This is a genomic window from Undibacterium paludis (assembly GCF_022568815.1).
Taxonomy (GTDB): Bacteria; Pseudomonadota; Gammaproteobacteria; order Burkholderiales; family Burkholderiaceae_D; genus Undibacterium.
This window is the reverse complement of record NZ_JAKZHX010000021.1, coordinates 31,951-45,991: the sequence shown is the minus strand read 5'-3', so window position 1 is coordinate 45,991 and position 14,041 is coordinate 31,951. Positions and strand designations below refer to the sequence as shown.

Genomic DNA, 14,041 nt, shown 5'->3' with positions numbered 1-14,041 from the left:
GGAAGTGTATGAATTCCGACGGGATCAGACCATTCTTCAGTGCGCCAGCAAGGCAGGCGCATTGGCACTAGGCCCGGCTAGTTCTTAAGAACTAGTTGATGACTGCGTGCATGATGATGGAGGCAAAATCAGTCGCCCATAAAAAAACCTCATCGGGCCGGTGACCTGATGAGGTTGCTTGAGACGCCTGACGGCATCACCGGTTCAGCAAGGTATTTCGGCTCCTTTACGTGCGTAGTACCACCAGGTGATCATCATACAGCTTATATAAAACGCAATGAAAATATACAAAGCCATATCAGGCGCGCCTGTCATCTTGATCGAGGTGCCAAAACTTTGCGGGATAAAGAATCCGCCGTAAGCACCAATCGCACCTGAGAAACCCAATACGGCGGCAGATTCTTTGGCAGCATCGACACGTGCCTGCTTCAGGGCCAGGTCACCTTTGCCAGCGGCAGCGCGCTCGCGTTCGGTCTGGAAAATCAGGGGGATCATGCAAAAGGTTGAGCCGTTACCCAGCCCGGTCAGGACGAACATGACGATAAAGGACGCCAGAAAGGTCATGAACTGGTGCTCATGCAAGGCTGGCAATATTCCCACGGCGATCGTCGCGATCATGGCGGCAAACACCCATAATGTCAGGCGGGCGCCACCCAATTTATCAGAAATCATGCCGCCTATCGGCCGTGCAAGTGCTCCGGCCAGTGGGCCAAGGAAGGCAAACCTGGTGACATCCACTTCAGGGAACTGCGCCTTGATCAGCATCGCAAACCCGGCAGAAAAACCGATGAAGGAGCCGAAGGTTCCTATGTAAAGCCAGCACATCAGCCAGTTGTGTTTGCGTTTGAATATCACTGCCTGATCGGCAAAAGAGGCTTTGGCCGAAGCAATGTCATTCATGCCAAACCAGGCAACCAGCGTTGCGGCTGCAATGAAAGGGACCCAGATAAAACCTGCATTCGACAGCCAGAACACTTTGTCCACGCCGGTCTTGGCATTGTGGAACAAATAACCATCACCAGAAAGGGCAACACCAAACATGGCCGATGAGATGACAAATGGTGTAAGAAACTGCACAACAGATACACCGAGGTTACCTATCCCGGCGTTCATGCCTGTTGCATAGCCTTTCTTCGATTTTGGGAAAAAGAAACTGATATTCGCCATGCTGGAACTGAAATTGCCGCCACCAAAACCGCACAATAAAGCCAGTATCAATAAGGTTGAATAACTGGTTGACGGGTCACGCAGGGCAAAGCCCATGCCTATGGCCGGTATCAACAGCGTGGCTGTGGAAATGGCTGTCCACTTGCGGCCACCAAAAACCGGTATCAGGAAAGAATAGAAGATGCGCAAGGTTGCGCCTGACAGTGCCGGTAAAGCAGTCAGGAAGAACAGCTGATCCTTGGTAAATTGGAAGCCAGCCTTGTCCAGATTGGCAGCCACCACACTCCACAGCATCCAGACTGCAAAAGCCAGCATCAGGCAGGGTATGGAAATCCAGAGGTTGCGATTGGCGATGCTGACGCCTTCCTTCTTCCAGAATTCGATATTTTCCGGTTCCCACCGGCTCAATACATGACTCATCATAAACTCCTTTGATTGCTTAATTGATTGATATGCAGCTTATGCGGGTAATGCTGCCTGGGCTGCAAGCATGCCTTCGCGACGGAACTGGAAGTGCATCCATACCAGCGAGACGCAAACGGTTCCATACAGGAGCATGAAACACGAACTGCGTATGCCGGTCAGATCGACAATCGCACCGAACAGGATAGGCAGGATGAAGCCACCGAGACCGCCGGCCAGGCCCACCACGCCTGATACCGCGCCGATATTGCTGGAATAATCATCCGAGATGAACTTGAAGACGGACGCCTTGCCAACCGCCATTGCTATGCCCACGGTAAACAGGATTACGGTAAAGATCGCGGGTGTCAGGCTGATATGGAAAGTCTGCGGGCCACTGACTGTCTTGATCGTGAAGTCGGTTTGCGGGTAAGACAGCAGGAAGAACGCCACCCAGCATACCCACATCACCCACCAGGTCACTTTGTAAGCCCCATATTTGTCGGACAGCCAGCCACCCAGTGCACGCAATACACCGCCAGGTAATGAAAAACAGGCGGCCAGCAGGGCGGCTGTCTTGATGTCAAAGCCATACTCGGTCACATAGTATTTGACCATCCATAAGCTCAAGCCGACATAGCCACCAAAGACCACCGAATAGTATTGGCAATAGCGCCATACCTTGGGATCTTTCAGCATGCGCAACTGTCCGATAAAGCTGATGTTGGATTTGACGTTGTGACTGGGATCTGTCGCCGAGAAGACCCAGAAAATCAAGGCAGTTGCCAGCATCAGGCCGGCATAGACTTTGGGAACCAGGGTCCAGCCTGCTGCGGCAATCAGCACTGGTGCAATGAACTTGTTGACGGCTGCACCAGAATTACCCGCGCCGAATATACCCATCGCCAGACCCTGCCGGTCTTTCTTGAACCAGCGTGCAACATAGGGCGTGCCCACCGAGAATGATCCACCCACCAGGCCGACAAACAGGCCGAGTATCAGAAAATGCCAGTATGCAGTGGCATAACTGATCAGATAGATGGGGATGACGGTAAACAGCATCAGGCAGAACAGGACGATACGACCACCGTAACGGTCAGTCCAGATACCGAGCGGTACCCGTATGAGGGAGCCAGTCAGCACCGGCATTGCCGTGAGAAGGCCAAACTCGGTTTCATTCAGATGCAGGCTGTTCTTGATCGGGATGCCGATCACACCAAACATCATCCATATCGTAAAACAAACGGTAAAAGCAAGAGTACTTGCCCCCAGTACCGAATAGGCCCGGCTTGCGCTTGCCATGATTCACTCCTCTTCCATGTATAAGTGCTTATCAGCTTAAGAAGAGGCCGATGATTTTGAAATTCCCCTATGGGCTGTGGGGGAAAAGGCAAAAGGAGAGGGCGCCTGGCCGAAAGAACTAGTTCTCTTTCGCGAACCGGGGACAGGCAATGGCTTGGGCAGGTGATATGTTTATCGCGATTTGTATAGTTTGCGATACTGTTGCGGACTCATACCGAGCTTTTGCTTTAATGTGGCGCCCAGATGGGATTGATGACTGAATCCGCTGTCGATGGCAATGGCAGCCACTGGCAATTTGTCATATTGTAATGACTGACGTGCATGTTGCAACCTGCGCTCAGTGAGCCAGGCATGCGGCGTCATCCCCGTGGCGTTGCTGAAGCTGCGCAAAAAATGCAGCAAGGACATATCGGCGAGATTGGCCAGCTCTTCCAGGCTGATCGGTGTTGTCAGATTGGCGTCCATGTAGTCGAGAATGCTGGCGTGGACACGGCGTTCAAGCTGGTAGCGGCCGGGTTTGGATCGTGCTTTTTTTAATGATGACAAGCCATGCAGCAACCAGGCCATGGCGCGTTCTTCCATCAGCAGGGTATCTGCCTTGCACAGAATCAGGCTGCGTAACTCCGCCGCCAGTTTGACGGCAGTCTTGTCGCCATGCAGGATATGGCGCGGCCCGGCCATCGTCTTACCCGGTATAACTTGCGGCTCTTTGATTTTCAGTAGTAAATATTCACCACCATGTCCGGATTCCGAAAACAGGGGTACGCCTGCAGCCGTATAGGCCATCTCGCCAGGCCAGGCATCAAAGTCCTGTCGGCGGTCGCTGGCGATGGCATGGACGCCGCGCTGGCGTGCAAAAGCCAGCCCCAGGGTAGGCAGGTCGGATGTGCTGTTGACTGAATATGGCGCAGACGGCAATAGCTCCAGCGTTGCCCAGCGCAAGTCTGCCTGCATGAGTGGCTGCTCCTATTGAAATTTCTTGATAGATTCCACAATAATGCCTGTTTATTATAGGCTCTATCAAGCGCATGTTGACTCAATAGAGCGGCACGGCAACAGCTTGCAATCCTGATTACTTATATGGAGCAGACATGAAAACCATAGGCCTGATAGGCGGCATGAGCTGGGAATCGACGATCCCCTATTATCGTCACATCAACGAAACCATCAAGGAACAACTCGGCGGCCTGCATTCAGGCAAGATCATTCTGTACAGCCTGGATTTCCATGAAATCGAAAGACTGCAACATGCCGGTGATTGGGACGCAGCAGGCCGGATACTGACGCAGGCGGCGCGTTCGCTGGAGCTGGCCGGAGCAGATTTTCTGGTACTGTGTACCAACACCATGCACAAGCTGGCTGGCGCGATAGAGGCGGCCGTGGCAATTCCTCTATTCCACATTGCCGACCCGACGGCGCACGCCATCAAGGCTTCTGGACTGGTCAGGGTAGGTTTGTTGGGCACACGCTTCACCATGGAGCAGGACTTTTATCGCGAACGTTTGCGTCAGCAGCATGGACTCGATGTGCTGGTGCCAGATGCACAGGACCGCGACATCATCCACACAATCATTTATGAAGAACTATGCCTGGGCAAGATAATGGATGCTTCGCGCGACGAGTACCGTCGCATCATGGCAAACCTGAAGCAACAGGGCGCGCAAGCCATCATCCTGGGCTGTACGGAAATCAGCCTGCTTGTCGGGCAGGCTGATGCAGGTGTGCCCTTGTTTGATACCACGGCGATACATGCACATGCGGCGGCAATGCATGCTCTGGATGTCAATTAACCTTGCGCAAAGCCTCACGGAGCGCCGGCAGCATGTTCTCCTTCATGCTGGCATCCGTACTTTCCCTGACAGAAAAATACAGGGGTAATAAAAATGCGCTGACATTGTGGCGTTGTGCCAGCCTGGCCTGGGTGTAGGGGCCATTGACGATGCTTTTTTCCATCAACTGATTGAACCAGACATCCCAGTCACGTTTGTTGAAGCTGCCGGTCCTGGCCAGATAGAACACGGCCGTCATCAGCCGTACGCCTTCACCATATTGATAGAAGTGCGTGGCGGGAGCGATCTGCGAGGTGATGGCGTTGAGCATGATGACATGCTGGTTACGGTCCAGCGCCGGGTTCATGGCCAGTTGCAGCATCAGGTCTGCACTGTGGGCGATGCCGTGACGCCAGCCTTCTTTTTCATCAAAGCCGCGATAATCGCGCAAATTCGTCAGATAAATACTGCCGGTACTGACGATTTCCATTCTTTCCTGTTCGCTCAGATAGGGCTTGCGCCTGTCTACCCGCACCAGTTCCGCCAGGGTCAGGATGGCAAAGGGCTGCAAAAAACCAGCCCGGTCTGGCGGCGGTGTCTGGACGGCTGCCAGCATTTTCAGGCGTAATGTAGTCAGGGTAGGCAGGCTCAGTTTTTCACCGCGCATCCAGGCAGACAGGGCTTCAAAAGCCAGTTCGTCACGTAGTTCCGGCTCAGGCTGGGCCAGGCAGTCTGCCGCTGCAACGGCCAGCGCTTGCAGGGCTGCATCGTCGTTAAGTTTCCAGCCAGCTGATTTGGCAGACTGTAATTGCTGGTGTACCGGACCTTGCGGCTGGCAGTCTGCATAAGCCGCAGTGCTGCATGCCAGGATGGTCATCAGTGTCGAGTAAGTGATCAGGCGGCGCATGAATGAAGGCTCCGGGGCAGGGCAAAGCCGACAGTGTGCCATGTCATCAATATCTTGTCTTTACAGTATAAAAAGTATGAGATTCCTAATATTTTAGTGTTATAGTTAACTACAACACTAAATTGCATGTTGAGTGCAACTTTGCTGGCGCTGCTCAACAGTGCCATGCAAGTTATTTACCACAGGCAGATAGGGCATAGAGGGAAGGTGGACGTATGAGTGTCAGCTGGAATGACCAGATGCCGATATACCGGCAATTGAAACAAAGGGTGCTTGCCATGATGCTTGATGGCTTGTTAAAGCCTGGCGATGCCTTGCCTTCGGTCAGGCAGGTGGCGGCAGATTATCAACTCAATCCGATTACGGTCCTGAAGGCTTATCAGGAACTGGTCGACGAAGAACTGGTGGAAAAACGAAGGGGACTGGGCATGTACATGACAGAGGCTGCACTCGACAAATTGCTGGCGCATGAACGCCAGCGCTTCATTGATGAAGAATGGCCAGCCATGCTGGAACGCATACGCAGACTGGGATTGGATTTGCGGCAATTGCCGGGTATGAGGAAAGGGGACAAGCAATGAATACGGTCATTTCTGCCCGTCACCTGAACAAGCATTATGGCAAACAGCGCGTGCTTGATGATATGAGCTTTGAAATAGCAGCCGGTCGTATTGTCGGCCTGATCGGCCCGAATGGTTCAGGCAAGACCACCACGCTGAAGGCCTTGCTGGGACTGGGGAATTTTGACGGCGAGGTGCAGGTGCTGGGGATGGACCCGCGCACCCGGCGCGATGCCTTGATGAATGAAGTTTGCTTTATTGCCGATGTGGCGATCTTGCCGCACTGGCTAAAGGTTGGTCAGGCGATCGATTTTGTCGCTGGAGTACATCCCAAATTCAAGCGTGAAAAGGCTGAGCGCTATATCGCACAAACCAAGCTCAGGCCTGACATGAAAGTCAAAGCCATGTCCAAGGGCATGGTCGCGCAATTGCACCTGGCGCTGATCATGGCGATCGATGCCAGGGTGCTGATACTCGATGAACCTACCTTGGGTCTCGATATCTTGTACCGCAAGCAGTTTTATCAAAATTTGCTGGAAGATTATTTTGATGAAAACAAGACCATTGTCATTACGACTCATCAAATCGAAGAAATCGAAAATATCCTCAGTGATGTGATATTTATTGATGAGGGGCGTGTCGTGCTGGAAACGAGCATGGAACAATTGGCGGAGCGCTTTGTTGAGATCATGGTCGAGCCTGAATATGAAGAGCAGGCAATCGCCTTGAAGCCGGTAGGAAAGCGCTCGGTGTTTGGAAAAACGGCAATGCTGTTTGACAGTATCAGTAAAGAAATCCTGGCCGAATATGGCGAGTTGCGCCTACCCGGCGTCGCTGATATTTATGCCGCTACCATGAAAGGAAATTAGCATGAGCCAAGCGAGTACGTTGAATGCCATACACGCACCAAATGTAGCGAGCATGTGGACATCAATGCGGTGGCTATTGAAGCGTGAATTCTGGGAACACAAAGGCATGTTCTTATGGGCACCGCTCACAGTGGCTGGCTTGATGGTGGCGCTATTCACGCTGCCCATGGTCACAGGTCATGTCTGGATGCACGGCTATCAAAAAGAACGTCTAGGTACGCTTGCTACTGAGCATCTGTCATATTTTGTTGATGGCCTGGCGGGTAATTATTTGCTCGTCTCGTTTCCGTTGCTGGCTTTGGAGTTTTTGCTCATTTTCTTTTACTGCCAGAGTACCTTGTGTGACGAGCGACGCGATCGTAGTGTCTTGTTCTGGAAATCCTTACCCTTGTCGGACTGGTTGGTTGTTACATCCAAACTGTGGGTCGCCAGTGTCATGCTACCGGTATTTCTGTTGCTGCTGACCTGTATTACGTCCTTGTTGATATTGACGATAGCTTGTCTCATCTTGCTGGTATATAACGTGAACGCTTTTCCGGATTTGTTGAGCAATACCAGATTTTATCTCTCGCCCTTGCATATATTTGCTGTCTTGCCGGTATACATTTTGTGGGCCTTGCCCAGCATCGCCTGGTTGATGCTGGTGTCAAGCTGGGTAAGATCAAAGGTGTTTCTATGGGCGGTTGGCGCACCGTTGATTTTGGTCAGCATGCTTGAAATAATAAATGGTTTTCTGGGCCTCAAGCTTGATTTGAGTCTGTTTTCTGTCAACATGGTGGGCAGGATTTTAGGTGGAATCTTGCCTGGTTCATGGCTGATTTTTGAAAACATGTCACTCAACAGTTTTCATACGAAAAATCTTCCCGGCGTTGATTTTGGTCTTGTCATGTCCTTGTCCTGGCATACTCTTTACAGCTTGCAACTGTGGCTTGGTGTCGCGGCAGCGGCTGTGATGTTATACGCCACGGTGCAGATACGGCGCAGACGCGCTGTCATTTGAGCTTGCCTGATGGCGCTCGCAATTTATCTGGCGCGCCATCATTCACCATCATCAGCAATCATCGACAATGATCATTCACGTGCTGGCCGTACCACCAGGGCCACCCCGGCCAGCGCAATCACCATGCCCGCTATCGCCGTCATCGTCAGCTTTTCATCAAACATCAGCCAGGCCATGGCTGCCGTGACGGCTGGCACCAGGTACATATAGCTGGTGACCTTGGTTGCTTCACCGTGGCGTATCATGACGAACAGTACCGAGATGCCAACGCCGGACAGGACAAAGATGGACCAGGCCATGGCCATGAAGAATTTGGGCGTCCATTGTATGGCCTGGGTTTCCAGCAACAGGGCAAAGGGCAGCGTGACCAGCAGCGAGGCGGCAAACTGTATGACCTGACCGGTCCTGACATCAAAGCTGGGGCAGGTTTTTTTCTGGTACAGGGTGCCGCTGGTCATGGCCGCCAGCGCCATGACAGCCAGGGCCACGCTGGTGACAGACAGGCCGATGACAGAAATCTTGTTGGCCACCACCAGGGCAACACCACAGATACCCAGGGCCAGCCCCAGCCATTGCCTGCCCTGTATGCGCTCACCTATCAGCGGCCCGAGGAAGGCGGTAAAGATAGGCTGGGTATTGGCAATCAGGGCAGCGACACCGGCGGGCATGCCCAGTTTGACGGCGCACCAGATGCCACCCAGATAGACTGCCTGCATCAGCACGCCAGCAATCGCTATCGGCAACCAGTCCTGGCGTGCTGGCCAGGGTGCACGCATCGCTACCGCCAAAACCAGCATGAAAATAATCACGCCAAGATAACGCAGACACAGGAATGTCAGTGGTTCGGCATAAGGCAAGCCGAATTTGGCAACCACATAGCCGGAAGCCCAGATGAAAATGAAAACAGCAGGGAGAAAACGCAAGAAAGGATGGGAAGACATGGTAACAATAAAAGATCGTCAGGCTACGCGCAGATGCAAAACAAACCAGGGAGACAGGCTGGAAGCTGACACCGCCCGACGACAGGTCAGTCGAATGCGCTATGCTCGCATAAACTGCATGGACGATGGATGAAAAAAAACCTGCGATGCAGACGCAGGCGCAGGTTTTTTTCATCTGTCATGATGGCAGTCATCATGACAGCTTTGTTCAGCCCAGGTTCGCTGTAGCGAAATCCCAGTTGACCAGTGCCCAGAATGCCTCCAGGTATTTGGGACGTGCATTGCGGTAGTCGATGTAGTAGGCATGTTCCCACAGATCGCAGGTCAGCAGTGGTGTGTCTGCTGTTGTCAGTGGTGTTGCTGCGTTGGATGTGTTGACGATGTCCAGCGTGCCGTCAGCTTTCTTGACCAGCCATGTCCAGGATGAACCGAAGTTACCTACGCAAGACTTGGTGAAAGCGTCTTTGAATGCATCGAAAGAACCCCATTTGGCATTGATGGCGTCAGCCAGTTTGCCGCTTGGAGCGCCGCCGCCGTTAGGTTTCAGGCCATTCCAGTAGAACGTGTGGTTCCAGATTTGTGCGGAATTGTTGAAAATGCCGCCAGAGGATTTTTTAACGATTTCTTCCAGTGTGGAATTTTCAAATTCTGTACCCTTGATCAGGTTGTTCAGATTTGTCACATAGGTTTGATGATGCTTGCCATAGTGATATTCCAGTGTTTCCTGGGAGATATGCGGAGCCAGGGCGTCCAGTGCATAGGGCAGTGCCGGTAAGGTATGTTCCATATCGCGTCCTTTGTTGTGAGTTCATCATTTCCGGCAATCCGGAAAAGCCAGACCAGCATTGTAAGCTTTTGTGGAAAAGCTTGCACGAAACACTAGAGAATTAGGGGTATTGTTGCAATACACTCATGGGCTTGCATTTTTTGGGGTATAGCGTTTTTTGGGGGGAGGGCGTAGCTTGGGCTAGGCTTCATCAGCCCAACTCCAGTCCTCAAAATTATTTGGGCGGGTTTGTGTATGTTAAGGAAAACTTTTTTCAACTACTTACGTTGATTTAAGATTGCCGGTCGGGGGTAGCCCGACAGCTACTCACCTTTTTTGCTTCGCCAAAAAAGGTAAGCGAAAAAAGGCGACCGAGGCGTTGCTGCCCCTGCGGGGTTCCCTTTGCTATGAGGCAAAAAATGGGAAGGCTCGAAAACTCGCTTTCGGCCTTGCCCTTAGGAACATGCGCTTGCAAGCGCTTGCCGTTACGCAGGCGTGCAGCATGCTCCCTACGCGGGCCGGCCGAAATCCCTGCTGCACCTCAAGCATCGATCCTTCTTTTTCCATTTTCTGCCTCACAGCAAAGGCATCGACACATCGGAACTACGAAAGTCAAAAACAACGGCAACATCAAAACCAACTGCAACATCAAAACCAACGGCCCGAGTTGCCATGGTGTTTATAAGTCCTCATTAATCGAGCTTCGCCTGCACGCTGCTGATCCCCACCTCGGCTGTCCCTCTCGCCAGCCTTACTTGCAGCAAGGTTTGCGGTTTTAGCTCGCTGGTGTTGCGCAGGGCCTTGCCTTTGTGGTCGCTGATGATGGCGTAGCCGCGCTCCAGGGTGCGCTGGGGGTTCAGCATTTCCAACTGGGTTTGCAAGGCTTGCAGGTGCTGGCGTTGTCTGCTGATATCGTGTTGTGCCGCATTTTTCAGGCGGCGCTGCCAGTCTGCCAGTAACAACTTGTGTGACGTAACATCAGGCTTCAGCGACCGCCAGGCCTGTGTCGACTGGGCCAGTTCATGTCTGGCCTGACGCACACTCAGACTGGCGCTCTGGTTCAGGTTGCGTGCCAGGTTGGCCAGTAGCTGGCGTTTTGCACTTATCGCTGCTTTGGGGCTTTGCAGGCGGCGGCTTTGCCAGTCCAGGGTCTGGGCATGATCATCCAGTTGGCGGCGCATGCAGCGGTTCAATACCTGGGCCTGGCGCTGGAGTGCCTGTAGCCATTCCGCCCTTGGTGTCGCTGCCAGTTCGGCGGCGGCGGTGGGGGTGGCGGCGCGCAGGTCGGCGGCAAAGTCGGCGATGGTAAAGTCGGTTTCATGCCCTATGCCTGCAATGACAGGCATAGGGCAGTTGACGATGGTACGTGCCACCACTTCTTCGTTGAAGGCCCACAGGTCCTCCATGCTGCCACCACCACGGCAGACCAGCAAGACATCACATTCCTGGCGGTCCGCTGCAGTGGCGATGGCCTGGGCTATCTTCAGGCCTGCCCCTTCACCCTGTACTGGGGTGGGGTAAAGGATGACATTAACATGTGGTGCACGGCGATGCAGTGCCGTCAGCACGTCGCGCAGGGCGGCGGCTTGCGGGCTGGTCACGATGCCTATGCTGCGTACGAAAGCGGGCAGTGGCCGTTTACGCTCCGGGTCAAACAGACCTTCCTGGCCCAGTTGTGCTTTCAGACGCAAGAAGGCTTCATACAGGTTGCCGACCCCGGCACGGCGTATTGCTTCCACACTTAACTGATAATCGCCACGCGGTGCATACAGGGTAACCAGGGCGCGCACTTCTACCTTGTCGCCTTCCTTCGGCTGGAAGTCGGCATACTGTGCACGGCCACGAAACATGACCGCCCTGACCTGGGCGCCACTGTCTTTCAGGGTGAAGTACCAATGACCAGAAGCGGCGCGGGTATAGTTGGATATTTCGCCAGAAACCCAGGTCAGTGGCAGGTTACGCTCCAAAAGTTGAGCAACGGCCTGATTCAGCGCCGTAACTGTCATCACAGGTGGCGTGTTTACTGGGTTGGCAATGCGAAATTCAGTATTCATAAAGCATGGAGGTGGAAATTCTGTCCACAATGAGAGGTTTTGGTCATCAGCATGTCATTTTGTATCGTGGATGTCAAAAAAAGTGAAAGTTTACTATCTAAGTCGTTGATTCTTAATAAAAAACGATCTGCAAAAGAATGAGGCAAAATGAAAATTCCCTTTCAAATCAAGGGCCTTGCGTTACCTTGACATGCTTGTGCACAAACTTATCCACAGAAAATGTGGGTAAGCTGTTGAAAACTTTATTGCTAAAAGAAGCATGCTTGTTTGCCTAAAAAATTGGCATCAGAGTAATCTTTAATAAAATCAACTACTTAGAATCTTTCCCTGCATTTTTACACAAGCTTGTCCACATAATTTGTGTAGAAACCATGCTTGTTTATCCAAAAACTTATCTGATTAGCATGGATTCATAAGAACTTGTGAATAAGTAGGGTTTGCCACTTTTTTAGGCGCGATATTTATCGTCAATAAAATCAATGACTTAACTACATCTACCCAGCTTTTTCACAATCTTGTCCACATATTTTGTGTAAAAAGCCTGATTTGTGCAAATTCTTGACTAAATGCACTGATATTTTTAATAACTTATTTGCTTTAATACTAAATTTCTTCACAATATCAGCTGATTGCCTGTTTTTAGTGCAGTACCAGTTCTTCTATATGAATCATGGACTTATGTCGTTTCCATAAGGTAATACACAATCTTGTCCACACATTTTGTGCAAAAGAATCTGCTTTTCCACAATTGCGCCGCCTTGCTTAAAATATGTGCAAAAATTAGTGGGGAATGCGTGAATATAGGTGCTTGCCTAAAATATTGGCAGCGAAATAAATCTTTTTAAAATCAATAATTTGTCGCTAAGTGCAAGGCTTTTGCACACACTTATCCACAAATAATGTGTAGAAATTACCAGTGAAAAACGGAAAAAATGCTGTTTTATCCACAAAATTACACTGCTTAAATCTTTGGCAGGTCTGGAAAAGTTAAGAAAATCAGTGACTTATCCTGATTCATCACACTTATCCACAAGCTTGCGCACAGATTTTGTGTAAAACAGCATCTTATCCCCACAGTCAACTCTGCACTTGCCCAAGTCTGATCTGTGGAAAAAAACAGGCAGCTGTTAATTTTGTGCAAGCTTTTTTGCTTTGTGCTCTTGCCCGCAGGCAGACAACGCGCTACATTGCGGGCTTGGATTTAGGAACCTTCAAGGAGTTAATTTGTTCGCCATCATTCAAGCCGCAGGCTGGCCAATTTATTTGTTGCTGATTGCCTCAGTCATCGCGCTGACTTTAATCATAGAACGCAGTCTGTCTTTACGCCGCAGCCGTATTTTGCCACCCACCTTGCTCGACGAAGTCATCCGCGTCTACCAGGCTGGCAAGGTCAAGCCAGAGGTCATCGAGCAACTGGCCGGCAACTCGCCTTTGGGTCGGGTACTGGCAGCAGGCTTGCGCAATGTGAACGCACCGCGTGATGTCATGAAAGAGTCCATAGAAGAAGCCGGCAGTGCGGTTGCGCATGACCTGGAGCGTTTTCTGACGACCCTGGGTACGATCGCTTCACTGGCCCCTTTGATGGGCTTGTTTGGCACTGTCGTCGGCATGATAGAAATTTTCGGTTCGCAAAACGCCTCTGGCGCCAACCCGGCACAACTGGCCCACGGTATCTCCGTCGCTTTGTATAACACCGGCTTTGGTCTGATGATTGCCATGCCCGCGATGGTGTTCTGGCGTCATTTCCGCGCTCTGGTGGACAGCATCGTTGTTGATATGGAACAGCAGGCCATCAAGTTTGTTGATGTCGTCCACAGCGCCAGGAAGTAATCATGAATTTTCGTAAAGGAAGGGGCAGGGAAGAGCCAGAGATCAACCTGATCCCGTTTATCGACGTCTTGCTGGTTATCCTGATCTTTTTGATGGTGACAACGACCTACAGCCGTTTCACCGAATTACAGATCACCCTGCCGACTGCCGACGCCGAAAAGGCGCAGGACAAGCCTAACCAGATCGAGATCGGTATCGATGCCCAGGGCCGCTACAAGATCAATAATCAGGCTGTGTCTTATCTTGATCCCCTGACCCTGGCAGAAGATCTGAAAAAAGCTGCCGGTGCCCTCGAAGCTGGCAAGACCGGTAACCAGCCTGACCCTGTTGTCATCATCAATGCAGATCGTGCGGCAAGTCATCAGTCGGTGATTGATGTACTGGAAGCTGCACGTATTGCCGGCATGGCCAAAGTGACGTTTGCTGCCCAGGCTACACCAAAGTAAGGTTGACGCTTGTTCTGATCGTGGAAAG

General features: G+C 51.7%; 13 protein-coding genes. 6 read left to right on the top strand and 7 right to left on the bottom strand.

Translation table 11 applies throughout. From position 1 onward, the window contains the following. Positions 1–204: 204 nt before the first annotated feature. The 3 genes from LZ463_RS26770 to LZ463_RS26760 all read right to left on the bottom strand — a co-directional run bounded on the left by LZ463_RS26770 (position 205) and on the right by LZ463_RS26760 (position 3,825). The gene (locus tag LZ463_RS26770) at positions 205–1,590 is read right to left on the bottom strand and encodes a NarK family nitrate/nitrite MFS transporter (protein ID WP_241459380.1); all 1,386 of its coding nucleotides are present in this window, start codon (positions 1,588–1,590) and stop codon (positions 205–207) included. A 36-nt stretch (positions 1,591–1,626) separates the two neighbouring features. Beyond that, complete coding sequence (locus tag LZ463_RS26765; RefSeq protein ID WP_241459379.1) at positions 1,627–2,871, bottom strand: MFS transporter; 1,245 nt, start codon at positions 2,869–2,871, stop codon at positions 1,627–1,629. Between the two features lie 171 nt (positions 2,872–3,042). After that, positions 3,043–3,825: a helix-turn-helix domain-containing protein gene (locus tag LZ463_RS26760; RefSeq protein ID WP_241459378.1), complete on the bottom strand. Its 783-nt coding sequence runs from the start codon at positions 3,823–3,825 to the stop codon at positions 3,043–3,045. 137 nt (positions 3,826–3,962) lie between these two features. Here LZ463_RS26760 and LZ463_RS26755 point away from each other — a divergent pair, with 137 nt between their 5' ends. Further along, positions 3,963–4,661, top strand: coding sequence for an aspartate/glutamate racemase family protein (locus LZ463_RS26755; protein ID WP_241459377.1), 699 nt, complete (start codon positions 3,963–3,965; stop codon positions 4,659–4,661). On the opposite strand, the gene LZ463_RS26750 is transcribed toward LZ463_RS26755, so the two are convergent. Further along, positions 4,654–5,547, bottom strand: coding sequence for a DUF2785 domain-containing protein (locus tag LZ463_RS26750; protein ID WP_241459376.1), 894 nt, complete (start codon positions 5,545–5,547; stop codon positions 4,654–4,656). The genes LZ463_RS26755 and LZ463_RS26750 overlap by 8 nt on opposite strands. A 215-nt stretch (positions 5,548–5,762) precedes the next feature. Between LZ463_RS26750 and LZ463_RS26745 the strand changes: the two genes are divergently transcribed. From LZ463_RS26745 to LZ463_RS26735, 3 genes are read left to right on the top strand one after another with little or no spacing between them, the layout of a single operon-like run. After that, positions 5,763–6,128, top strand: coding sequence for a GntR family transcriptional regulator (locus LZ463_RS26745; RefSeq protein ID WP_241459375.1), 366 nt, complete (start codon positions 5,763–5,765; stop codon positions 6,126–6,128). Continuing rightward, entirely contained in the window at positions 6,125–6,976 is an 852-nt protein-coding gene (locus tag LZ463_RS26740; RefSeq protein ID WP_241459374.1) for an ABC transporter ATP-binding protein, read from the top strand. Before LZ463_RS26745 ends, LZ463_RS26740 begins: the two co-directional genes overlap by 4 nt. A 1-nt stretch (position 6,977) precedes the next feature. Further along, positions 6,978–7,976, top strand: a complete 999-nt coding sequence (locus LZ463_RS26735) for a hypothetical protein (protein ID WP_241459373.1) — start codon at positions 6,978–6,980, stop codon at positions 7,974–7,976. A gap of 71 nt (positions 7,977–8,047) precedes the next feature. On the opposite strand, the gene LZ463_RS26730 is transcribed toward LZ463_RS26735, so the two are convergent. The 3 genes from LZ463_RS26730 to xseA all read right to left on the bottom strand — a co-directional run bounded on the left by LZ463_RS26730 (position 8,048) and on the right by xseA (position 11,737). Continuing rightward, positions 8,048–8,917: a DMT family transporter gene (locus LZ463_RS26730; protein ID WP_241459372.1), complete on the bottom strand. Its 870-nt coding sequence runs from the start codon at positions 8,915–8,917 to the stop codon at positions 8,048–8,050. A 208-nt stretch (positions 8,918–9,125) separates the two neighbouring features. Next, positions 9,126–9,704 carry a superoxide dismutase gene (sodB, locus tag LZ463_RS26725; RefSeq protein WP_241459371.1) on the bottom strand — a complete coding sequence of 193 codons (579 nt, stop codon included), beginning with the start codon at positions 9,702–9,704 and terminating at the stop codon, positions 9,126–9,128. A 671-nt stretch (positions 9,705–10,375) separates the two neighbouring features. After that, complete coding sequence (xseA, locus tag LZ463_RS26720; protein ID WP_241459370.1) at positions 10,376–11,737, bottom strand: exodeoxyribonuclease VII large subunit; 1,362 nt, start codon at positions 11,735–11,737, stop codon at positions 10,376–10,378. A 1,224-nt stretch (positions 11,738–12,961) separates the two neighbouring features. Here xseA and LZ463_RS26715 point away from each other — a divergent pair. Both LZ463_RS26715 and LZ463_RS26710 read left to right on the top strand, forming a co-directional pair. Beyond that, the gene (locus LZ463_RS26715; protein WP_241459369.1) at positions 12,962–13,567 is read left to right on the top strand and encodes a MotA/TolQ/ExbB proton channel family protein; all 606 of its coding nucleotides are present in this window, start codon (positions 12,962–12,964) and stop codon (positions 13,565–13,567) included. Positions 13,568–13,569: 2 nt separating this feature from the next. Then, complete coding sequence (locus LZ463_RS26710; protein ID WP_241459368.1) at positions 13,570–14,013, top strand: ExbD/TolR family protein; 444 nt, start codon at positions 13,570–13,572, stop codon at positions 14,011–14,013. Positions 14,014–14,041: the final 28 nt, after the last annotated feature.